Annotated in this window: 16 protein-coding genes and 1 pseudogene; 9 read left to right on the top strand and 8 right to left on the bottom strand. The window is 29.7% G+C overall.

Annotation, left to right across the window (positions count from 1 at the left end; translation table 11 throughout):
* Window positions 1-701: 701 nt before the first annotated feature.
* The 6 genes from WG945_RS04570 to WG945_RS04545 form a co-directional block, all read right to left on the bottom strand.
* Window positions 702-3,575: a type III restriction-modification system endonuclease gene (locus WG945_RS04570; protein WP_068451872.1), complete on the bottom strand. Its 2,874-nt coding sequence runs from the start codon at window positions 3,573-3,575 to the stop codon at window positions 702-704.
* Window position 3,576: 1 nt separating this feature from the next.
* On the bottom strand, window positions 3,577-5,547 hold the full coding sequence (locus WG945_RS04565; RefSeq protein ID WP_068451869.1) for a site-specific DNA-methyltransferase: 1,971 nt from the start codon (window positions 5,545-5,547) through the stop codon (window positions 3,577-3,579).
* Between the two features lies 1 nt (window position 5,548).
* Window positions 5,549-5,755 carry a helix-turn-helix domain-containing protein gene (locus tag WG945_RS04560; protein ID WP_068451866.1) on the bottom strand — a complete coding sequence of 69 codons (207 nt, stop codon included), beginning with the start codon at window positions 5,753-5,755 and terminating at the stop codon, window positions 5,549-5,551.
* Window positions 5,756-6,747: 992 nt separating this feature from the next.
* On the bottom strand, window positions 6,748-7,962 hold the full coding sequence (locus WG945_RS04555) for a hypothetical protein (protein ID WP_068452064.1): 1,215 nt from the start codon (window positions 7,960-7,962) through the stop codon (window positions 6,748-6,750).
* 475 nt (window positions 7,963-8,437) lie between these two features.
* Window positions 8,438-8,935, bottom strand: a complete 498-nt coding sequence (locus WG945_RS04550) for a tyrosine-type recombinase/integrase (protein ID WP_068452061.1) — start codon at window positions 8,933-8,935, stop codon at window positions 8,438-8,440.
* 215 nt (window positions 8,936-9,150) lie between these two features.
* Window positions 9,151-9,591: a hypothetical protein gene (locus tag WG945_RS04545; RefSeq protein ID WP_068452058.1), complete on the bottom strand. Its 441-nt coding sequence runs from the start codon at window positions 9,589-9,591 to the stop codon at window positions 9,151-9,153.
* Window positions 9,592-10,082: 491 nt separating this feature from the next.
* On the opposite strand from WG945_RS04545, the gene WG945_RS04535 reads away from it, so the two are divergent.
* Window positions 10,083-10,631 carry a phage integrase SAM-like domain-containing protein gene (locus WG945_RS04535; RefSeq protein ID WP_340867196.1) on the top strand — a complete coding sequence of 183 codons (549 nt, stop codon included), beginning with the start codon at window positions 10,083-10,085 and terminating at the stop codon, window positions 10,629-10,631.
* The gene (locus tag WG945_RS04530; protein WP_262501970.1) at window positions 10,625-11,110 is read left to right on the top strand and encodes a tyrosine-type recombinase/integrase; all 486 of its coding nucleotides are present in this window, start codon (window positions 10,625-10,627) and stop codon (window positions 11,108-11,110) included. Before WG945_RS04535 ends, WG945_RS04530 begins: the two co-directional genes overlap by 7 nt.
* A gap of 73 nt (window positions 11,111-11,183) precedes the next feature.
* On the opposite strand, the pseudogene WG945_RS04525 reads toward WG945_RS04530, so the two are convergent.
* Window positions 11,184-12,075: pseudogene (locus WG945_RS04525) on the bottom strand (IS982 family transposase).
* 776 nt (window positions 12,076-12,851) lie between these two features.
* On the opposite strand from WG945_RS04525, the gene WG945_RS04520 reads away from it, so the two are divergent.
* From WG945_RS04520 to WG945_RS04505, 4 genes are all read left to right on the top strand, one after another.
* Window positions 12,852-16,073, top strand: a complete 3,222-nt coding sequence (locus WG945_RS04520) for a SusC/RagA family TonB-linked outer membrane protein (protein ID WP_068452055.1) — start codon at window positions 12,852-12,854, stop codon at window positions 16,071-16,073.
* Between the two features lie 11 nt (window positions 16,074-16,084).
* Complete coding sequence (locus WG945_RS04515; protein WP_068452053.1) at window positions 16,085-17,596, top strand: RagB/SusD family nutrient uptake outer membrane protein; 1,512 nt, start codon at window positions 16,085-16,087, stop codon at window positions 17,594-17,596.
* A gap of 103 nt (window positions 17,597-17,699) precedes the next feature.
* Window positions 17,700-18,605, top strand: a complete 906-nt coding sequence (locus tag WG945_RS04510; protein ID WP_082864306.1) for a dihydrodipicolinate synthase family protein — start codon at window positions 17,700-17,702, stop codon at window positions 18,603-18,605.
* A gap of 67 nt (window positions 18,606-18,672) precedes the next feature.
* Complete coding sequence (locus WG945_RS04505; RefSeq protein ID WP_068452050.1) at window positions 18,673-19,122, top strand: YhcH/YjgK/YiaL family protein; 450 nt, start codon at window positions 18,673-18,675, stop codon at window positions 19,120-19,122.
* On the opposite strand, the gene WG945_RS04500 is transcribed toward WG945_RS04505, so the two are convergent.
* Window positions 19,112-19,834: a FadR/GntR family transcriptional regulator gene (locus WG945_RS04500; protein ID WP_068452047.1), complete on the bottom strand. Its 723-nt coding sequence runs from the start codon at window positions 19,832-19,834 to the stop codon at window positions 19,112-19,114. The two genes, WG945_RS04505 and WG945_RS04500, sit on opposite strands and share 11 nt — an antisense overlap.
* A gap of 109 nt (window positions 19,835-19,943) precedes the next feature.
* Here WG945_RS04500 and WG945_RS04495 point away from each other — a divergent pair, with 109 nt between their 5' ends.
* The 3 genes from WG945_RS04495 to WG945_RS04485 are packed head-to-tail and all read left to right on the top strand — an operon-like array spanning window position 19,944 to window position 23,039.
* Window positions 19,944-21,101: an AGE family epimerase/isomerase gene (locus WG945_RS04495; protein WP_068452045.1), complete on the top strand. Its 1,158-nt coding sequence runs from the start codon at window positions 19,944-19,946 to the stop codon at window positions 21,099-21,101.
* 11 nt (window positions 21,102-21,112) lie between these two features.
* Window positions 21,113-21,886, top strand: coding sequence for a creatininase family protein (locus WG945_RS04490; protein ID WP_068452043.1), 774 nt, complete (start codon window positions 21,113-21,115; stop codon window positions 21,884-21,886).
* Window positions 21,887-21,905: 19 nt separating this feature from the next.
* Window positions 21,906-23,039: a sialidase family protein gene (locus tag WG945_RS04485; protein ID WP_068452040.1), complete on the top strand. Its 1,134-nt coding sequence runs from the start codon at window positions 21,906-21,908 to the stop codon at window positions 23,037-23,039.
* Window positions 23,040-23,046: the final 7 nt, after the last annotated feature.

Below are 23,046 nucleotides of genomic sequence, written 5' to 3'. Positions count from 1 at the left end.
ATGTCCCGTTTATAATAGAGAAGAGTTGTCCAAATTCTGAAAGTACACCAATTCCCATTGGAAATAATAAATAGAACACATTTTCTTTTTCAATTTTCTTGTTCCATATGATAAACAAAAGTGAGGTAAAGGAAAATACCCAAAGAAAATCAGGTAGATTATAAATTATCCAATTTGGTAACTCAACATTTGAAAAATAATCTCTAATTATACTGACTTCATTTGATAAATTAATTTTCTCAAACCAATCAAACATTTTGAGAGATTTTGAGCGAGAAACAATATAAATCAGTCCACCAATAAATATTGGAAGAAGAACGTATGTCATTATGTTACTTATTCGTTTCATTTTTCTAATGCCTTACAACGGTCTTGTGTATGAAACGTAGCGTATAAATAGTCGCTAACTTTTCGGATTTAGCACAAGCCGAATTTTTTATTTTTATGTTTAATTTTCTTTTATAAATATAACCAAATAAAAAATTTGGCGTACTTTGTAAATATACAGAAACCTCTCGGAAAGCCTATAATAGCTATGTTTTATACACGTTGTTGTAAGTAGTGCTTTTCACGTTCTGCTTGGTTTTCCGATGTTTGTTATTTAGTTCAAATGTGAGCTTTGGCAAGACATACTCTTTTGCAATTTTTGGCTTGTGTGTTGGCTGAAGCGAATTGCGAATGTGTATGGCTTTGTGCGCTGGCTATTTTTCAACTATAATTTCTCGTATTAAACTTTCTATTTTCTTATTGCTGAATTGTGTTTTGAATTTAATTTTTACTGTATCTCCAAAAAACTTTTCTGCGTGTTTTATTTTTTGTCTTTCTTCTTTATCTAACTTTTCTTCATCTTTACCTTTAGTCTCTACAACAAAGTACAACTTTTTCGATTTGTCTTCATAATTTAATACATAAGCAAAGTCAGGCGAATAACTTTTTCCGCCAGCAACAGGAATCTTTATTGAGTTTTTTGGGATTTTAGAGAAGACAATAACTTCTGATAAATTAGTTTCAATATTCTGTTTTTCTAATTCAGAATCGTAAAATAATTCATCAAGTAAATATTGGTCAGCTACTTTCTTATCAGAATACATTACTCCAACATCAGATGCAGAAATTTCTTTTAATACATTTCCTTTTTCGTCAGTAAATTTAGTTGGATGAATTTCGTTGCTTACTTTTTGATATTCAATTCCAAATTTATCTATTGCGTTAAACATCAAATAATTCTCAAATTTTTGTTTAATAATACGAACTGTGGCAATATTTAGAAATTTGTTTATGTCGATATTAGAATCAATAAATGAACTGTTTAAAGTCTTTATATTGATGTTTAATGTTTTTGCTAATTCCTTCAAGAAACTACTGTATTTCATTGTAGAAATTGGCGTTATCTCATTTCCATAGATTTCTTGTTCTTCTTTAACTCCAACAACGTTGTCAGTTATTTCAATTTGTGCTGTTCTTTCTTTTATACCTTCAATAGTGAAATTACTGTTTTGCTCATTCAAGAAATTTATAAAAAGTGATTTGAATTTGTCTTCTTTTTCAAACTTGTATTCTAAAATTACCTTTTCATTTAATTTCTCCCAAAGTTCTTTTAATTCGGTGTATTTTTCTGTTCGTATACTAACTTGTTTTTTCTTATCTGTAGATTTTCTAACTTTATTAGAGCCAACACCTTGAAATATTTTAGGATAGTTATGTTTAATAAAGTCAAAACCGCCTTCTTTGAATTTATTAGACCTTGTTACAACATTATTTTCGTCTAATATTTCAAATAAATCATCTTCTGTGGTTTCGTATAATTCGCAAATTTTCTTAACGATATCGTCTGATAATTTTTCTGGAATATCCTCTATTGAAATTGCACCAGATTTCTCATTTATTTCATTTACTAATTTATCTACAAAATCACTTTCTGTAAAATCTACAAAGTAGTTTAGATAAAACTGTTCGTCTTTAACTCGGTTTCCGTATTCATTTACTGGAAGCCTTAAACCTCTACCAACTTCTTGCAGTTTAGAAATATCGCTACCACTACTTCTTAATTTACAAATCTGAAAAACATTAGGATTATCCCAACCTTCTCGTAAAGTCCATTTTGAAAAAATAAAACGTCTTGGATTATCCAAATCAAGCATTGCTTGTTTGTCGTGCAATATTTCGTTTATTTCTTTTTCAATCGCTTCATCTTTCTCTGAATTATCTTTTGAAAAATATCCTGCGTGAGTGAGACTTATATCTTTTAAAGTTTTTTCAAGATATGCTTTGTAAAACTTGTTCTTTTCAGTTTTAAGTAAGGTTTTTACTTCTGCTTTTATCAAACTTTCAATAGTAGTTCTTAAATAACCATCTTCATTTCTGTACTCTTCTATGTTGTCAATAAAGAATAGTGTAATTGGTTTAATTTTTACACTTCTTGTAAGTAATTGTTTCTCATTTTCAAAGTGGCTTTTTATTGCTTTTTGAATCATTACTTCTTGCAGTTTTTCTGCATAAGAATAAGGGTTTAATTTATCGCCTTTTGATAATTCAATTCCATTAGATAAAACAACTTTGCTTTTGTTTAAACTTTCTACATACAAGTCTTCCATTGCAGAATGCACTCTTTGTAAACTTTCTTTTTTAGTAAGTTTAAATGTCTTTTTACTCTTGTCTTCCAATAATTCAAAAGTAGCTTCTTTTCCATCTGTATTATTGAGTTTTACAATAGCATTTTTTCCGCTTTCAAACTCTGTAATATGACCTATTACACCTTTTACTAAATTACGATTGAAAGAATCGACCGCAGTTAATGTGTAAACTAAATTTTCATATTCTTTAAATGTTGCACCATAACGCAAAATAAATTGCGGTTTCATTTTTTGAATATTCTCCCAAGTTTTATTGGCTTTCGAAAACTTATGAGGTTCATCTATTATTAGAAAAGGATTAACTGCCGAAATTGCTTTAAAAGGAACTATATGTTTGTCAAATATTCCTTTGTCAAAACTCTTTCGCATTGTTTCAGAGTTTACCATTCCTGCATTGATAACCATTACTTGAATGCTGTTTTTTTCGTAAACTCCTGCGTTAACAAAACTGTTTACAGCAGGTGGCATAAACGATTTTTTGTTTTTACCTCCTTTTTTACTTTCTACGATATGTAATTTAATGGTTCTACCATATTGCTCTTTAAAATGTGCTCTTGCACTATCACTTTTTAAAAAATCGACTGTTCCAGCTTTAATAGAAAGTGTAGGAACAATAACAATAAATTTAAAAAGACCGTAATTTTTATTGAGTTCAAAAATGGTTTTGGTGTAAGTATAGGTTTTTCCTGTTCCTGTTTCCATCATAATATCTATGATGTTACTGTTTAGATTTACCTTTCCTTCAATATTATTTACCTTTTGTAATTCTATTATGTTTTTAGGATAGGTATTATTGCCATCATAAATTTTTAAGACTGGATTAAGAAATTGTTTGTCAACACCTTTTGGGTTTTCTATTTCTAAATTATCAAAAACAGTAACCGTACTTTTTACCGCTTGCGATTGATGCTGTAGATTTTTTTCAAAATTAAATCCTTTCATATTAATAGCGTGTTATAAAGTCAATATCAATACTTTTTTTGTTTGCATAAGACTTAATATTTTCGCTTATTTCACGCAAATTTTTACTTTCAAAATGATAACCAAATGCAATGATTGTAGTTGGGTTAAAATTTTTATCAATATCTATTTTTTCTAATAATACTTTCAAGTTTGTGGTTGTAAAACCTTTATCCATTAAATATAAATTCTCATAACTATAATATCCTGTATAGCCATTTAAGTCAGTTTCTTGTATTGTTTCAGTAAGTGAAATACCATCATAGGTTTTCCAAGTAACTAATAGTGCTTTTATGTCTTCTTTGGTTAGTTTACTTTCATCAAACAAAGTGGTTTGTTTTTCAAGTTCTTCTGATTCAAAATTATAATCTTCCCATATTGGCATTGTTTCAAATACTTTGAAACCTAAATCTTGATTTGAGAAGTCTTCACCTTCTCGTTCTCCTTGTATTTTTTTACTTGCTCTTATCAACCTTTCTTTTGTAATTTCAAAAATGGTAGGTATTTCTACTTTTAACTCATTTTTCACGAAATCGTAAGCTGTTTGATTACTTTTTTGGTCAATTAGTTCGGGTAATTGTGCTAAAATAAATTTGCGATTTCCAGCATCTTCTGCGTTGAGTTGCATTACTGAATCTCCTGTTGTTCCTGAGCCTGCAAAAAAGTCTAAGATTAATTCATTTTCATTGACTAAAAAATTTATTAAATATTTTATTAGACTGACAGGTTTTGGAAAGTCAAAAACTTTGCTACCAAATAATTCTTCTAATTCCTTAGAAGAAGTTTCGTTTGTGTCAATCTCTGCATTAGTTTTGTCTAATAAAGGGAAGATTATATTGTCTCTAATATAATTAGTTGGGGTTTTATAGCTCTCATCTTCGAATCGTTGGAAACGAATTGAAAACTTGTTTGATTTGATAATAAAGGTTGTCCCTTTACTTATTTCATTATCTAAAAAACTTTGTTGCCATTTAAATCTACCTTCTATGTTTAAATCCTCAGAGCTTTTACCTTCAATAATTTCAATATCATTAAGAAGATTTATTCTGTGATATTGTCCAGAATTATAAATACCATCATCAATTTTAAAAATAATTTTATCCTTAGGTATTTTTAAAACTCCAATATTATTTCCTTCATTTAAAAGAGGTTGGTCTCCACCAGATAAATCTTCTCCGTAATATTTAAAATTATTTTTGTTTTTTTCATAGCATAAAATATATTCAACAGTTTTACGTGACTTTTTAGATAATGAGGCTGGTGTTGATGTTTTATTCCAAGTAAAAATTTCTACAAAATTTTCTTCTCCAAATATTTCATCTAATAACAATTTTAATTGTGCTAATTCATTGTCATCAATAGAAACAAATATAGCACCATCATCTTTTAGAAGTTGTTTGGCAATATAAAGTCTTGGGTACATAAACGTTAACCAAGCAGAATGTGAGTTACTTTTACTTTGGGTAAAATCTAAAATTCGTTTGGCTCGTTCTTCATTTACTCCTGCTAATTCTTGTAGTTCATCTATAGTGAATTTTCTGTCGTCTGCATATACAAAACCATCACTACCTGTGTTGTAGGGTGGGTCTATGTATATCATTTTTATTTTTTCGTAATAAGCATTTGATAAGTGCTTTAGCACTTCCAAATTGTCGCCTTTTATGAGTAAGTTTTCAGAGTTTTTATTTTCTTCTTTTTGGTTAAACTTTTCATCTTCTTGTAATAGAGTAGTAGTTTCGTCTGTTGCCAATAAACGAGCGTAAGATTTACCGAGCCAATCCATTCCGTAACTTTCTTTTGAAAAGTTGATTTCGTTTTTTGAAAGTTGGATTTTGAATTTTTCAAAGTCAAATTCTCCTTTTTTGTCAAAACAGCTTGGGAAGTTTTGTTTTAGTATTTCCAAATCCTTATTTGGTGGTTGTATGTTGCCTGTTATTTTTTGTTCTTTACTCATCTTATTTCCCAATCTTATTTTCGCTATCTACTAACAAGTCTTTTGCGTTGACTTGTAGTATTTCTGCTATTTTGTATAAGTCTTCTAAACTCGGTTGTCTTTTGTTTCTTGCGTATTCATTAATGGTCGGATAACTTTTGTCCATTTTTTCAGCAAGCCAAGTTTGACTAATTCCTTTGTCTTTTAAAACTTCTTTTATTCGGTTCATTTTAAACCTTTTTATAATTCGGCAGAAAGATAGCAAAAATTCATTGTTAAATAATGAAAATGTTCATTGTATTATCAGAAGTTTAGCGTTGGGAAAAGGCAAGCTCTTTTTATTTTTTGAGGCACGAGAAAAATGAAATGTGCTTGACTGTGCGGTTGGTTTTTTAATTCAGATGTTGATGTTTAGCACGTTTTTCCGCATTACTTACAACGTGATTGTGTAAGGAAAGTTGCGATTATCAAGCAGTAAATTTAGTAAATATTTACCAAACTTCCACGTTTGCAATTATTTTCGCAAGCAAGCTAAAAGTAGCAATTTTCTTTACACGCTGTTGGCTACAGTACAATCTTTCTTAATTTCTCTAATTTTCTTAAATTTCAGATATTTTTTATAATTCATATTTCACAAAGTCTATAAAATCATTTCATCTTTAAATCTTTTTCCATTCAGATTTTCCATAAAGTCTGTAAAATCATTTCATCTTTAAATCTTTTTCCATTCAGATTTTCCGACAATGTTAATTCAATCTTTTTTCATAAAACTCATTTGCTTAAAAACTAAAAATTTTTCGAGCGTTCAGATTTTCCGTCAAAGTCTGTAAAATCTTTTCATCTTTAAATCTTTTTTCCATTCAGATTTTCCGACAATGTCAATTCAATCTTTTTTTCTTAAAAACTCATTTATTTAAAAAACAAAAATTTTTCGAGCTTTCAGATTTTCCGTCAAAGTCTGTAAAATCTTTTAATCATTTCATCTTTAAATCCTACATTTAAAATCTATCAATCATTCGGTTTTAAAATTCAAAAAATTTCTTTAAATCACACATTTTCAACGTTCTGATGAGGTATTGTTGCCAACGTTGTTGTATATGGTTTGTTGCGTGTTTCAAGCAACTAATTTAGTAAATAATTACCGACCAAGAAAGTCCGCGAGGACTTTCGTAAGTAGGCGATAAGGTAGCAATAAATTATATACGGTGTTAGCAAATGTTATTATTCTTTTCTAATAATAAAGTTTAATTTTTTATCAGTCTTTGGGTTTTTCCAAACCCCCTCAATTGTATTATTATTTTGTATACCATTAAAAATTCCAGTAGTGTTGTTGTTAGAATCTTTTTCTTCAATTGTAATATTTTTGCCACAATAATACCCTTTTAAGATCAATTTATTTGATTCACCACTCTTATTATAATAATAGTATCCTTCAATTAAAGAGTTATCAGTATTGCAATTATATTCACCATAGAATTTGATTTTCATTGTAATAGGATAGGTTTTTATTTCACCTTTATATTCAATAAATTCAATCTCTTTTTGATTTTCGTTTATTTTTTTCTCTACTACTTTTTTATCTTTAGTAGAACCAAAATTAAGATTTCTTTTTTTTCCTTGTAGCTCTTTTTTCTCTGCATCTTTAGAGGTTATAACATATGACATATTCCAACCCAATTGAGTTCCTAACATTTCAATTCTTTCTAAATCATATTGATGTAAAAAGTCTTGTTTTACATATTGTGATTTTTTTCTTGAGTCATCCCATTGAGTAATGTTGTAGTTAAGCATAGCATCTCGAACCCAATTTTTTCGTTTTTTTAACATTGCGTCAAAAACAGAACCTGCAACGCTTGTTGAACCCATAAAACTATTACCACTATTAAATTCAATTTTTTCAACAATTGAGTTTGATACATAAAGTTTTAAATTCCCTTCAAGTTTATTTATTGTTGTTTTTTCTTTATTAATATAAATATCAAAAAAATTATCTTGTTCTTTATCAAGTTTGTAATCTTGATGTTGAGTAATATTATCTCCAATTTGAATTGAATTTAAAGTTATAAACTCTTTGTCAATTTTTGGTTCACTTATTTCTTCTTTCGTTACTGTCTTATCCTTATTTTTAGTTTTACTGTCTGTATTACATTTCGTTTTTAACATTGCTAAAGAAACAGCGTTGTCAAATTCTTTTTTTGAGTCTTCATCTTTGTATTTATCTCCGAATGACTGTTCTAATTCGGCAATATCAAATATAAGCATATTTCTTTTGTTGTACGCATTCATATCTCCAGTAGCCATTTTTTTATCAAGTTCATTTGCTTGACACATTAATTCGGCAAATTTGCTAGAATCAGCTTCTAAAGAATTACTGCAACTATATAGCAATAAGAAGGTTAAAACTAGACTTAATGTTAATTTTACATTTTTTTTCATAACTTAATTTTTGTTGGGTATTTTTTTTAATATTTGCTAACTCGTTATATTAAATCAAATATATTGATTATTGGTTTAAATATTCGGGATAATAAAAGTTTTTACTTTTTATTATCATGATTGTTTAGAATTAATATTCAAAAAAAAAAGTACTAAAGTTTTATCGAAAACAGTACTTTTTTAAGTAAGATATTCATTCTTTATTTTAAGCATTTAAATTTAATGAAAAAAAATGAAAGCAATTAAATATTAGACGTTTTTTACTGTTGCTTTTTTGTTGCAAACTTGCAGGAACTTTGTTTGAAGCTTTTTTTGTAGTTCTTAGCTCTTGTTCTTTCTTTGTAAATTTTTTTATACAGAGCATCTGTTGTTAACCATCTAATCTATTTTATTGTTTAATAATTTCTAATATGTGTCAGTTTAGCATCCGTATATGTTTATTATTAGAAGTATGCGTTAATTGCAGTTGTTACATTCAAAATAGTATACGTGTAAGGTTATGTTGTATTATATCGCTGTTTTGGGTTTTATTGAAATTCAAAAGAATAGGTAAAAGATATTCCAGGCTTAGCACAGAAAAGCTAAAAGTATTTTTGTTGAAAGGAATGAAATAAGAGTGCATTGCGTTGTAAATAAAAGCAATAAAAAACTGAATTATTAAGGTTGTAATGTTTATGCAAAGAATGATTTTAATTTTTACAGGCTTGTTTTTGGCTCTCACATAAATCTTTTTATCTATTAAATCGATATCACCAATTTTTAATCGACAAACTTCAACAGGTCTAAGAAAATTATAAGATATAAATTGAACAAAAAGATACAATACAGCATCTTGTTTTTCTAAATATTTAAAAATGTCCTTCTGCTCAGTTGTAGTATAGGTTTTGTTTCTTTCTGGTACAGATTTTAAAACATTAATTTTCTTAACAAAATTATTTTCAATGATTTCATTGTCTTCAAGTGTTTGAAACAATGAGCTGATGTCAGTTCGTGTATTATTTCTATTTCTAGGACTTGTTGCTTGTAATACAGTGTTTAAATATTGTATTACAAGTTTCTTATTTATAATTGAAATGTCTTCTTTAAGGTCATGGCCTTCTTCATTGAGCCATTCTTTAAATTGTTCAATTCTATTTTTAAAATTTTTATAAGAAATTCCATTTAGAACTTTAGATTTGGTATTTAATGCTAAGTCAAAAGATGTATTAATAGGGGAGAGGATTGGTGTTTTTTGTACAGCCTTTTTTTAAGATACACTGGAGTTTCTTCATGTGTTGGTGTATTCTTGATTTCGCTTTTTTCAGGAGAAAGAATTTTTTCGATAAATTCAGCTAAAGAACTATTGTCTTCATAAGGATTGAAGCCTTTTGATAAAACATATTCTAAACTTTCCTTTAATTGAGTTAAGATGTGTATTCTACTTCTTTTATCTTTATAAAGATTGACTCCTGCTTTTATATTGGTCTGCCTTTTTAGTTTTCCTGTAATTGGATCTCTAAATGAATAATAGACATACCAATTTTTGGATAATGCTTCTTTTTTATCTTTTTTTGAGAGTTTAGACCAAGCTCCAATATCAACTCCTCCAGTGAATATTTTGGCTCTGAATAATTCAATTTCATAGTGCAATCGTGTACTTTATCTTGTACTCTTTGAAAAAGTAAGAAAAATGTAGACATAAAAAAACGAATTGTGAGACACAATTCTTTGATTTAATTAGCATTAAGCTTGTAGCGAGAACGGGATTTGAACCCGTGACCTCAGGGTCGTGAATTCGGGGATATGTATTTTAAATTAATATAACTACCTTTATAATCAATTGTTTATTAGGTTTTTAATATTGTTTTATATCGAATAATACCATCTGATATCATCAAATGTTTTAGCTATGTTTTAGCAAGTATTTAAATTCCTTTTTCATATATTTAACTTAATATCTCATGTTATGTCTTCAGTATCTGCATTTTTAATAAAAAGACCAAACTCTAATAATTTACATCCTATAACCATTCGAATTATTAAGGATAGAAAAGTCTCGTATATTTATATAGGGCAAGTAATAAAAAAAAAGTCAATGGGATAATAAAAATAATTGTGTTAAAAATACGCATTTAGATTTTCTGGAAATCAATCAATTGATTTTAGATAGGCTTTCAAAAGCAAACAAAAGTCTGATTTCTGCGGAGTTTAAAGATGAATATTTGTCCTCTCATGATATTAAGAGCAAAATAGTTTCAACAGAGACAAACGATTTCTTTTCTGTTTCAAAACTACATCTAGAGAAGATTAAAAATAGAGAACAATTTCATCAATTTGACATTGAAAAAAAACGACTAGAAGTTTTTAAGTTATTTTTAGATAAAGACAAGTTTTTTTTCAATGAGCTTGATGTTGATATTTTAAAAAAGTTTGAAAATTTTCTAATAACTAAAAGAGGATTGGCATTGAGAACTGTAGCAAATTATATGATTACGATTCGTACTGTGTGTAATTTAGCTTTATTAAAATCTATAGTTAAAGAAAGGTTCTATCCTTTTGAAGCCGGTAAATATCAAATCAAGTTTCCTGAGACAAAAAAAATCGGTTTAAATATTAAGGAGATTAAGATACTCAAGGATATAGAAGGTCTTACAGAGGCTCAAGAACGTGCTTTGAAGCTTGGTTGCTAAGTTTTTATTTTGCAGGTATAAGATTTAGTGATGTTATTATGTTGAAATGGAAAGATTTTATTGATAATAGGCTAAATTATAGAATGGGTAAAAATAATAAGTTGGTATCATTAAAAATACCACAGAAGGTTTTTAAAATATTGAATAGTTTGGATAAAAATGACAAATCAGTTTTTCTTTTTAATGAGTTAGAAGGAGTGAACTTAAAAGATAAGAAAAGGCTTAAAACTCGGATAAAAACAGTCAATAGAAACTTTAATAGGAGATTAGAAATTGTAGCAAGTAAAGCAGGAATTGATAAAAAACTAACCATGCACATTGCGCGTCATAGTTTTGGTAATATTTCAGGGAATAAAATTCCAATTCAAATGCTACAGAAATTATATAGACATTCATCGGTTACAACAACAGTGTTGTATCAATCAAATTTTATACAAGAAGATACGGATGATGCTTTGGATAAAGTTGTAGAGTTTTAAGTGAAACTATGTGTTATTCTGCAATGAAATTATTAAATTGGGTTATGTCTATATTAATTAACGTGAGTTCGAGCTAATTAATCGCAATATTCGGTAACATATTCGGGATTTTTATAGAAGGTTTTTTAGGTAAAAAAGAATATGCAATTAATCCATAGATCATATTTGTTATGAAATTATCAAAAGATCTATGTCTAGAATGTTCAATTTGGCAAGTGTTTTTTAGTACATCATTTACTGTTTCGATGATTGCTCTTTTTCTTAGGATAACTTTATCCATATAGTCCATTGCTTTCTTTTTCATGTTTTTTCTAACTTTAGTTATTAAATGAATTCCGTCTACAAAAAGTTTTTCAAATAAATCTTTCCCAATATATCCTTTGTCTCCAAAAAATTTCCCAAATAATTTGTCGTGAAACTTCTTTTGTTTGAGAGGGAATCTGTCGTCTACATTGGCTGGAGTGAACATAAAATCAATAATTTCTCCTTTGTCATTGCAGACAAGATGTAGTTTAAATCCAAAATACCACCCCATAGTTCCATAGCTTTTTTTGGCAACATCTTAAAATACTTGATGTTGTTTTTCTCTTTTATAGTGACATACTTTTAAAGGAGTAGAATCAATAAAAGAGATACCTGTGCAATCGCCTGAACAATACATTTTTATAAAAACGGCTAAAGGTTGTGTAACCTTTTTTTGAAGTTCTACAAATCTATTATAAGAAACACACTCTGGAAACATATCTTGTCTGTATTTACAAATATGGTTTAAGGTTTCGGTAAGACTTTAGGTAAATTATAACAAGTATGGTCATCACTTCACTATCAGACATTTTGAACTTTCTATTACGTTTTTTAGTTGTTGAACCATCAGAAATGCTGTTTTTATCAAGAATTAAGTTAAATTCTTTCATAAAATCATCTAAAGAACAGAAAATTTCTATGATTTTATTATCAGAAATCATAAGCAGAATATTTATTAATATTCAGTATTTTAATATACTGAATATTCTGCTTTTTTTATAGGTTTAATTAAAATTTCTTACATCGAACTCACGTTGGTTTACTTCATTTCTGAGAATAAAAAAAGGGGTTGTAGCAATACAATCCCTTCCTTCTTTTGTGTAAAATTATTTTTAGATACTTTAAATTAACAGAATGATGTGTACTAATATTAATGTTTTAATATATTTATTTAGAAGTAACTTGTAAATTTTAATTTATATATAAAACTATAGCGCTTGTACTTATAAGTTACATGGTAAGATTCTGTATTTTTAAATGTAGTAATAAAAACATAAAATAATTAGTTTAGGGCTAATGGACAAAAGGAGTCTTTATATATCACTCCAAAATTCCTTCCCAATAAGTTGTATCCCTTAGAATAATAGCTTTTCTAACCTTCTTTGATATACTTTAACTTAATATAAATCAATTTCTAAACGAATTCCCTATAAAAATTGTTTGCCAAAATTATGACATAATATACTTCTGTTTGCCATTGCGATAATCTCCCTTTTTTGTAAAATCACTTTTACAATTTATACGTTTTTTTATTCAAAGTCCTTCATTTGCTTAAAATCTAATGAGAATAAACGATACAAAGGTTTTAATGTGCCTTTTTGACCACTAAGCCTTACTTTGTAAAAAAACTTCTATTATTATTTTGTAAAAGTTAATATTTTGTTATAATATTGTGTTATGTTATACATAATACAAATCAACTAAATAAATTAATCACATGAAAAAAAAAGATTCCAATATCATTTATTTGATATTCATTTTGCTTTTTGCATTGCCAACATTAAGTTATGGTCAAGCAAAAACAATTACAGGAACCGTAATTACTTCTGGAGATGATTTTCCATTACCAGGGGCTTCAATTATTGTAAAAGGAACAAGTACTGGGACTACTTCAGACTTTGATGGGAAATATTCTATTAGTGCAAAAACAGGAGATATCCTTGTGTTTAGCTATATAGGTTTTGCTTCAAATGAAGTAAAAGTGGCTTCGGAAACAGTAATTAATGTGTCTCTTAGTCAAGATACTGCATTGTTAGAAGAAATTGTTATTACTGGGTATGGTAAACAAACCAGAGCTACTTTAACAACTTCAATTTCTAAGTTAGATACACAGGTTTTAGAAACATCATCTAGATCTAATGCTGCAACCGCTTTGCAAGGTACAATTGCAGGTTTAAGAGTTACAAACAATACAGGGCAACCTGGTTCTACGCCTTCAATTGTTTTACGAGGAGGTACTACTTTTGGTGGTGGAGGCTCTCCGTTGATCTTGATTGATGGAGTTCCAGGATCATTTTATGCTTTAAACTCGGATGATATTGAATCTATTGAGGTGTTAAAAGATGCTGCTGCAACTGCTATTTATGGAGCAAGATCAGCAAACGGTGTTATTTTGGTAACAACTAAAACCGGAAAAGAGGGGAGATCTTCTATAAATTATAAGTATAAGTTTAGTATGAATGAAAGAAGGGATGACCAAAAGTTTATTGGAGCTGCCGACTTTATAACATATAACAGACAAGCAGTTGCTAATTATACAGAAGTAACCGGCAGAAATAATTTCGATTCGGGTTTTTTAAATAACGGTAGTACGGCTTTTTCTACAGGTAATAATACTACAGATTCAGCTTTTACAACACAGTTTTTATCAGATTCTAATAGGTATTTATTAGGTCAACCTGGGTGGAAAACAGTAGTAGATCCTTTAGATCCTAGTAAACAAATTTTATTTTTAGATAATGACGTAAGTGATAATATATATCAAAACAGTACAATTAAAGATCATTATTTATCATTTGATGGTGGTAATAAAGACGGAACTTATTATTTAGGTTTAGGTCTTTTAGATAATGACGGTTTAATTTTAGGCTCTGGTTTTAAAAGATATTCTGCAAAGTTTAGCGGTTCATACAATATATCAGATAAACTTAAAGTGAATTCTAATGTTTTATATGCACACTCTAATTTAAATACAAGTCCTTTAGGAGGTGATGATACTGTGTTTAGAAGGTATGCAGGTCAAGCACCAACCTCTAGAACCTATGATACCAACCCAGACGGAACGATGTCTACTGTTTTAAGTCCAGGTACAAATGCAGGTTTTGGTAACCCATTATATTATCAAGATAAATTTGTGAGAGAAAACTTAGAGCAAAGATTAACTGCTTCTATTGGTGTTGATTGGGAAATTTTAGAAAACTTGTCAGCATCTGCACAAGCAAGTCATTTTACGGTAAATAACCATAACGAAAGTTTTAATAAATCATATAGACAAGGTAGTAATTCAAGCTCACTTAATACAACCCGTAATGCATCTACAAGTTTGGGAAGAACATTAAGAAACCAATTAACAGGTACATTATCTTATACTAAAAAGTTTGGTGACCATAACTTTAATGTGCTTTTAGGAGGTGAATATTATAAAGATAATAACTTTAGTTCTTATGCAAGCACTAAAGGGTCTCCTACAGATTTAATTCCTACACTTAATGCAGGAGCAGAACCAACTGGTGCTACTAGTTTTGAAACAGAGTATGCATTGGTTTCTACATTTGGAAGACTATTATATGATTTTGATAGCAAATATTTAGTTTCCGCAACTTTTAGGCGAGATGGTTCATCTAGATTAGGGAATGAAAAATTTGACTTTTTTCCGAGTGTTTCTTTAGGTTGGAATGCGCATAATGAAGAGCTTATTCAGAATTCTGTTATAGGTAAATATGTGTCTAAATTAAAACCTAGATTTAGTTACGGATCTAATGGTAACTTAGAAGTCTTGTCTAATTTTGGAGTTTTTGGTTCTTATGGATCACAAGGAACTTATAATGGACAAACAGGATATGCAAACACAGGTTTACCAACTTTAGATCTTGTATGGGAGCGATCTACAACTTTTAATGTTGGGTTAGATGTATCATTCTTTAATAACAGACTTAACTTTATTACAGATGTGTACTCTAGAGATGTAAAAGATAAATTAGCGTATTTAACACTGCCTTACTATACTGGTTTTGGAGGGATACTTACTAATAATGGAACCATTAGAAATAAAGGTTTCGAATTAGAAATGAATGCTGATGTAGTTAGAAACGATGATTTAACTTGGAACGTAGGTGCTACTTTAACAAGTAATAAAAACTATGTAATCAAGTTGCCAGAAAATGATAATGAATTAAACAGACAAGGTGGTACGGAAATTTACAATCCTGCAACTGGTCAAAATGAATGGGTAGGTGGTTTACAAGAAGGACAGCGTGTAGGTAATGACCTTATTGTTACGTATGAGCAAGATTATATATATGCAGATCAAGCAGCTGTAGATGCTCATGCAACTAGATCAGATGAACTGTTGCGTGACCCTACAAAACGTTTTCCTGGTGATGTAGCTTGGGTAGATCAAAATGATGATAATGTAATTAATAGTTTAGATAGAAAAGTTTTAGGGAGATCAACTCCGGATTTTATTGGAGGTTTAACTTCTAGTTTAACATATAAAAATTTTAACTTATATATTAAAACAGATTTTGCTACTGGTCACTTAATTAACAACCATATTAGAGTAAAAGGTTTAGGGCAAACACAAGGAAATTTAAATCAACCTATAGAGGTGCTAAACTCTTGGTCACCGACTAACACAGATACAGATTTGCCACGTTTTATATTTGTTGATGCTCAAAAAAATATTTTTAGAGGAGATGGAAGTTCTTCTAGATTTTGGGAAAAAGGAGATTACTTAGCTTTAAGAGAGGTCACTTTTAAATACAATGTGCCAACAAAATACTTTAATGATGCTATAAGTAATCTAAGTATTTATGCAACAGGATCTAATCTACATTATTTTAAAAGCTATAGTGGAGATTCTCCAGAAGTAGGTGGAGTGCAATATGGTGAATTTCCAATGCCAAGAACAATTACTATAGGAGTAAACATATTATTTTAAAATTTTATACAATGAAAAAATATATATATATATTATTTGCAGTTTTTGCATTAAGCGCATGTGAAAGCGAACTAGAAATAACAAGTCCTAGTGAATTGACTGCTGCAGGTTTTTGGGATACTGAAGAAGGAGCCAAAGCAGCACACACAGGTTTGTATGGTACATATAGGTCTAGTAATTATACATTTTGGTTACTGGGTGAAATAAGAAGTGATATTTGGGGAGGAGATACATTTGAGTCTGCTTCTAATACTTCGCTTATAGAGTCTAATTTTACGGTTACTACGGCGCCTTTTGGAGGTTGGGCAGGTTTCTATTCTAACTTGCATAAACTTAATGATTTTATAGTAAATGTACCTAATGTAACTTTTACTAATGAAATAGAGAAAAAACATTTAATGGGGCAGGCTTATGGTTTAAGAGCTTTCTATTACTATACATTATTAAAAACATGGGGAGATGTGCCAATTGTTTTAGAGCCTTTAACAGATGTAAATCCAGAAGGATTAAGTAGGGCAAGATCACCAAAAAATGAAGTGATGGCTTTAATAAAATCAGACTTAGCGGCTTCTTTAACATCTTTCGGTTCAGATAATAGTTTCTGGACAGGTAGTAAAGTGTATTGGTCTAAAGCGGCTACTTTGGCTTTAAAAGGAGATGTTTTTATTTGGTCTGGAAATTTAATGGGGGGTGGTGCTGCAGACTTTAACGAGGCTAAAACAGCATTGCAACAAATAGCAGCAACAGGTATAAGTTTGGCAAGTAGTTATGATAATTTATGGGGTACAGACAACGAAGAAAATAATGAATTTATTTTCTCTGTACAATATAAAGAAAATGAAGCAACAAATTATTACAATAATTTTACAGGAAGAGCAACAGAAATTTTACCAACCTTTAATGATACTGGTGCTTCTATGCAAGATTTTATAATTGGAGGAGCAAACAGATATGGACCATCAGAAAAAACATTATTGTTATTAGATGACAATGAAGATGCTCGTAAAGCGGCTAACTTTATTTATTTATATTCAAATGATAATGGAGGTGCTGGTTACCAAAACTACGATGCTAGTAATTATTTTGGAGCTGTTTTTGCTAAGTTTTTAGGGGCTGAAGACGGTACTGGTGGTAGAATTTTTGAAAACGATTTACCTGTATATAGATATGCAGATGTTCTTTTACTATTAGCGGAAGCTAAAAACTTATTGGGAGAAGATCCTTCAGGAGAAATTAATCAAATTCGTAAAAGAGCCTATGGTACAAATTATGTAGCGGCAACGCATGCGTATGTAAATGGATCATCTGTAGATAATGTAAAAGCTATTTTACAAGAACGTAATAAAGAGTTTATAGGAGAAGGAAAAAGATGGTGGGATTTAAGGAGAGCTGGAGATAGTTATACGATTGATAATGTACCTTTTTTATCACCAGGTGACGAGTATAAATTAGTGTTGCCTATTACACTAGATATGATAGGTAGAAACCCATTCTTAGAACAAACTTCAGGTTATACAAATTAGAGTAAAGATTATTATTTGAATTAGTTTTAAAAAGAGCGTTTTGGTGAACATCTTAACGCTCTTTTTTTTTAAGTTCAAAGTTAACATCATTAATAAAATAAAAATGAAGATAAAAAATTTAGTAGCAGCTACGTATGCACCCATGCATAAAGATGGCTATTTAAACACAAGTGTTATTAAAGATTACAGCAGTTTTTTAATTAGAAATAAAATTGCAGGGGTTTTTATGAATGGTTCTACAGGAGACTTTGTTTCGTTGTCTATAGAAGAGCGTAAAGAAATTACTTTAGCATGGTCTAAGAACAAAACTTCTAATTTATATTTAATAGATCATGTAGGCTCACCTAGTTTAAAGGTGTCTAAAGAATTGGCAGCTTATGCATCAGATAAAGTAGATGCCATTGCAGTATTGGCTCCTTATTACTTTAAGCTAAATACTATAGAAAAATTGGTAAAATATTGTAAAGAAGTTGCAGCAGCTGCTCCAAATCTTCCGTTTTATTATTATCATATTCCTGTTTTAAGCGGTGCTGATTTAAATATGTTAGAATTTTTAAAAGTAGCTTCTAAAGAAATACCAACACTAGAAGGAATTAAGTTTACTAATAATAATTTAATAGATTATTTGCATTGTAAGAATTTTGAAAACGGGAAGTTTAATATTTTGTTTGGTTTTGATGAAATACTTCTTGCTAGTTTGCCATTAGGGGCAGATGGTTGGGTAGGAAGTACTTATAATCATCTAGCACCTTTATATTACAAAATAAAGGAGCTGTTTGAAGCAGGTAAAATGGTTGAGGCCGCTAAATTGCAAACAAAAGCAATTAGGTTTGTTGAGATTTTAGATGGTTATGGAGGCTTTAATGGTGTGGCAAAAGGGTTTATGAAATACTTAGGTGTAGATTGTGGTCCAAGTAGATTTCCGCATACTACATTGCCAGATGAAGTCTATTTAGAAATTAAAACAGAATTAGACAACATTGGGTTGTTAGATCATTTAAGTAAATAATAATAGGGTAAAAACCAAGTTAAAATATACATTTTGCTTGGTTTTTTTATAAAACATTAGATATATAATGATTGTTGATAAAATAGAAAATGCTAATTTATATAGAGGCATGCATAAGGGGGTTGATAAAGCCTTAAATTATTTAAAAAACACCAACTTTGCCAAAATACCTATTGGTAAATATGAAATTAATGATAAATCTGTTTATGCACTAGTAAAAGAATATGAGACAAAACCTATAGATCATAATCTTTTAGAAGGGCATCTTAAATATATTGATATTCATTTTATGGCAAAGGGCACTGAGCAAATAGGATATACTACGCTATTTGATCAAAAACCACATAAAATTTATGATGACTTAGATGACTATGCCTTGTATAAAGAGCCATTTAACTTACAAACATTACAAAAAGGAATGTTCATTATTTTTTTTCCTGATGATATTCATTTACCTGAAATTAGTTTAAATGGCACTTTAATAGTTAAAAAGGTAATTGTAAAAGTTAAGATGTAGGGTGGTTTAAAATTCTATCAAAATGTGGTTCTAAATGCTGACTCATTCCTTTTCTAAATGCTTTTTTATTATCATTTTTTAAAAAGTTTAAAAGCTCTCTATGTGTTATAAATTTCTTAGTATACATGTAGGTCTCGGCGTCAGGTAGTTTATTAGTATGTACATATTGAAATACTGGTAATAATAAATTCTGAAACCTTTGTAACGTTTTGTTTCCAGACATTTCATATAATTTTCCGTGAAAGGCAACTTCATTATCTAAGCTAAAAAGAGTAGTTCCTGCTGAGTCCTCATTTTCCATTTTACTAACAATTTCTTCAAGCTCAACTAAATCTTTTTCTGTCTTTCTAGCAAACAAGAGATCTATCATTCCCATTTCTAATATCAAGCGAAGCTCAAAAATATCTTTTAAGGTTTCATCACCTAGTAAATGAGTGTCAATTACTTTTTCAAAATTATGTATAAAGTCTGGTTGAGATAACACCATTCCTTTATGTTTTTTAGAATCAATAATACCTATAGTTCGCAGCCTAGATAAAGCTTCTCTAATAACTGTTCTACTAACACCTAAAGCTTCTGCAAATTCCATTTCTTTCGGTATTGTGTCACCAACCGAAAGCTTGTTCTCTTTTATATATTCTGTAATACGAATTTCTACTTTATCGACTAAGCTAAGATTCGTTAAAGGGGAAATGCTTATTTTATTTTTCATTATTGCTATTTAATTTATTACAACGGTAATTTATATAATTTATTTCATTAAGTTTGTATTATGTTATACATAACACGTAATTTTTCCTAAATATAATAAAAAATACAATATGTTATATAAAGATTTATATAAAAGTACACTATTAAGTGATATTATTCCTTTTTGGGAAAAAAATTCTATGGACACAAAAGATGGTGGTTATTTTACTTGTTTAGACAGAAACGGTAAAATGTATGATACAGATAAGTTTATATGGCTTCAGGGTAGACAAGCTTGGACGTTCTCTATGTTGTATAATAATGTTGATAGAAATGAAAATTGGCTAAAAATAGCAAAACATGGTATCGATTTTATTGTAAAACATGGTATGGATAAGGAAGGTAACTTTTACTTTTCTACCACTAAGGAGGGGCAACCACTTGTTCAGCCATATAATATATTTTCAGATTGTTTTGCTGCCATGGCATTTAGCCAATATGCCATAGCTTCAGGTGATGAAGAAATTAAGAAACTGGCAAAACAAACCTATCTTAATATTTTAAAAAAGAAAGACAATCCTAAAGGAGTTTACGAAAAATCTACGAATGCACGTCCTTTAAAAAGCTTTGCATTGCCTATGATTTTATCTAATTTGGTATTGGAGTTAGAAGGCATTTTAGATAAAGAAGAAGTAGAAAAAACGATAGATTTTAGTGTTCGTGAAGTTATGGAAGTTTTTTTAGATAAAAAATCTGGACTAATTTATGAATTTGTGAAACCAGATGGATCGCATGAAGATAGTTATAATGGTCGCCTTTTAAATCCAGGACACGGTATTGAAGCCATGTGGTTTATGATTGATATTGGTGTTAGAAGAAAAGATACTAAATTGATTGAAAAGGCAGCAGATACCATTTTAAAAATTTTAGACTATAGTTGGGATCAAAAACACGGAGGGATTTTATACTTTATGGACGCCCATGGAAAACCACCACAACAATTAGAGTGGGATCAAAAATTATGGTGGGTACACTTAGAGGCTTTGGTGGCTTTGTCTAAAGCTTATGAACAAACAGGAAGAGAAGAATTAAAAGATTGGTATGAGAAAGTTCATAAATATACTTGGTCACATTTTTCTGATCCAGAAAATGGTGAATGGTTTGGGTATTTAAATAGACAAGGTGAAGTATTGTTAGATTTAAAAGGAGGTAAGTGGAAAGGTTGTTTTCATGTTCCTAGAGCAATGTTTCAATGCTGGAAAGCTTTTGAAAACATAGAAAGTAAATAAAATAGATGAATATGGAAAATAGTATTAGACCTTATGTGTTGGCAGATATCAATTGGAAAACTGTAAAAGAAACAGATTATAAAGTTGCTATTTTGCCTTGGGGAGCTTCAGAAGCTCATAATTACCATTTGCCGTATGCTACGGATAATTTTCAGGCAGAATTTGTAGCCATAGAAGCCGCTAAAAAAGCTTGGGAAAAAAAGGCAAAAGTAATTGTATTGCCAACCATTCCATTTGGAGTTAATACGGGGCAAATGGATGTTAAACTGTGTATGAATATGAGTCCGAGTACACAATACGCCGTTTTAAAGGATGTAGTTCAGGTATTAAATGCACATGATATCCAAAAATTGGTGATTGTAAATTCTCATGGCGGTAACAATTTTAAGCAAATGATTAGGGAATTGAGTTTAGCATTTCCTAAAAATTTTGTTTGTGCCATAAATTGGTGGCAAGTAGCAAATGCAAATGATTACTTTAATGAACCTGGAGATCATGCTGGTGAATTAGAAACATCAGCAATTATGCATATTAAACCTCATTTGGTATTGCCCTTAGAAGAAGCGGGTAACGGAACCGAGAAAAAATTTAAAATAAAAGGATTGAAAGAAGGATGGGTATCTACACAACGTCAATGGACGGAAGTGACTAAGGATACGGGAGTTGGAAATCCGAAATTTGCAACTGCAGAAAAAGGAAAAATATTTTTAGAAGTAGTTGTTGATAAAGTTGCAGAGTTTTTTGGAGAACTGTACCATGCAGATGCTAAAAATATGTACGAATAAATAATATAAATTTTATAAAATGAAAAAAGTAATTGTACTATTAATTTCAATAAGCTGCTTTAGTTGTGCAGTGCAAGACAAAACCAAGTCAGAAAAAAAGACAAAAGAGACTTTGGTGTTTCAAGATTTATTTAACTCATCTATGGATGAGGATGTTAATTGCTACAGAATTCCTTCTATTGTGACTGCTCCAAATGGAGATTTAATAGCGTCAATAGATGAGCGTGTACCTAACTGTGGAGATTTAAAATGGAGTAAAGACATTAACATTATAATTAGAAGAAGTGCAGACAATGGTAAAACTTGGTCGGCTATAGAAACTGTGGTAGATTTTCCTTACGGTAAATCAGCGTCAGATCCTTCTATGATTGTAGATACAGTTACTAAAGAAATTTTCCTTTTTTACAACTATATGAATTTAGATACAGAAAAGGATATTTATTATTTACATGTTGTAAAAAGTGCAGATAATGGTAAAACATGGAGTAAACCAGTAGATATTACGTCTCAAATAGCAAAAAGTGAGTGGCATAAAGATTTTAAATTTATTACCTCTGGTAGAGGTATTCAAACCCGTTCAGGAAAATTATTACACACTATGGTTAATTTAAATAGTGGCTTACATGTTTTTGGTAGTGATGATCACGGTAAGACTTGGTATTTTATAGATTCACCAATTCAGCCTGCAGATGAATCAAAAATCATTGAACTTGCAGATGGTACCTTAATGATTAATGCTCGTGTAAATGGTAAAGGAATTCGTTATGTACATACGTCAACAGATGAAGGTAAAACTTGGGAAACTAAAGCAGTTCCAGAATTAATAGATCCAGGTTGTAATGCAAGTATTATCCGTTATACCTCTATAGAAGATGGTTATAAAAAGAATCGTTTACTTTTTTCGAATGCAAAATCAGAAAAAGGACGTGTAAATATGGCGGTTAGAGTTAGTTATGATGAAGGTAAAACTTGGACAGAAGGAAAAACAATTTACGAAGGATCTTCTGCATATTCTTCTCTAACAGTGTTAGAAAATGGAGATATCGGATTGTTTTTTGAACAAGATGGCTATACTAAAAATCCGTTTGTAAGCTTTTCTTTAGAATGGTTAACAGATGGAGCAGATGTATATAAAAAGCCAAGGAAAAAGTAAAAAAGAA

The sequence above is a fragment of the Polaribacter atrinae genome (genome assembly GCF_038023995.1).
Taxonomy (GTDB): domain Bacteria; phylum Bacteroidota; class Bacteroidia; order Flavobacteriales; family Flavobacteriaceae; genus Polaribacter; species Polaribacter atrinae.
This window is presented reverse-complemented; position numbering and strand designations above follow the sequence as displayed.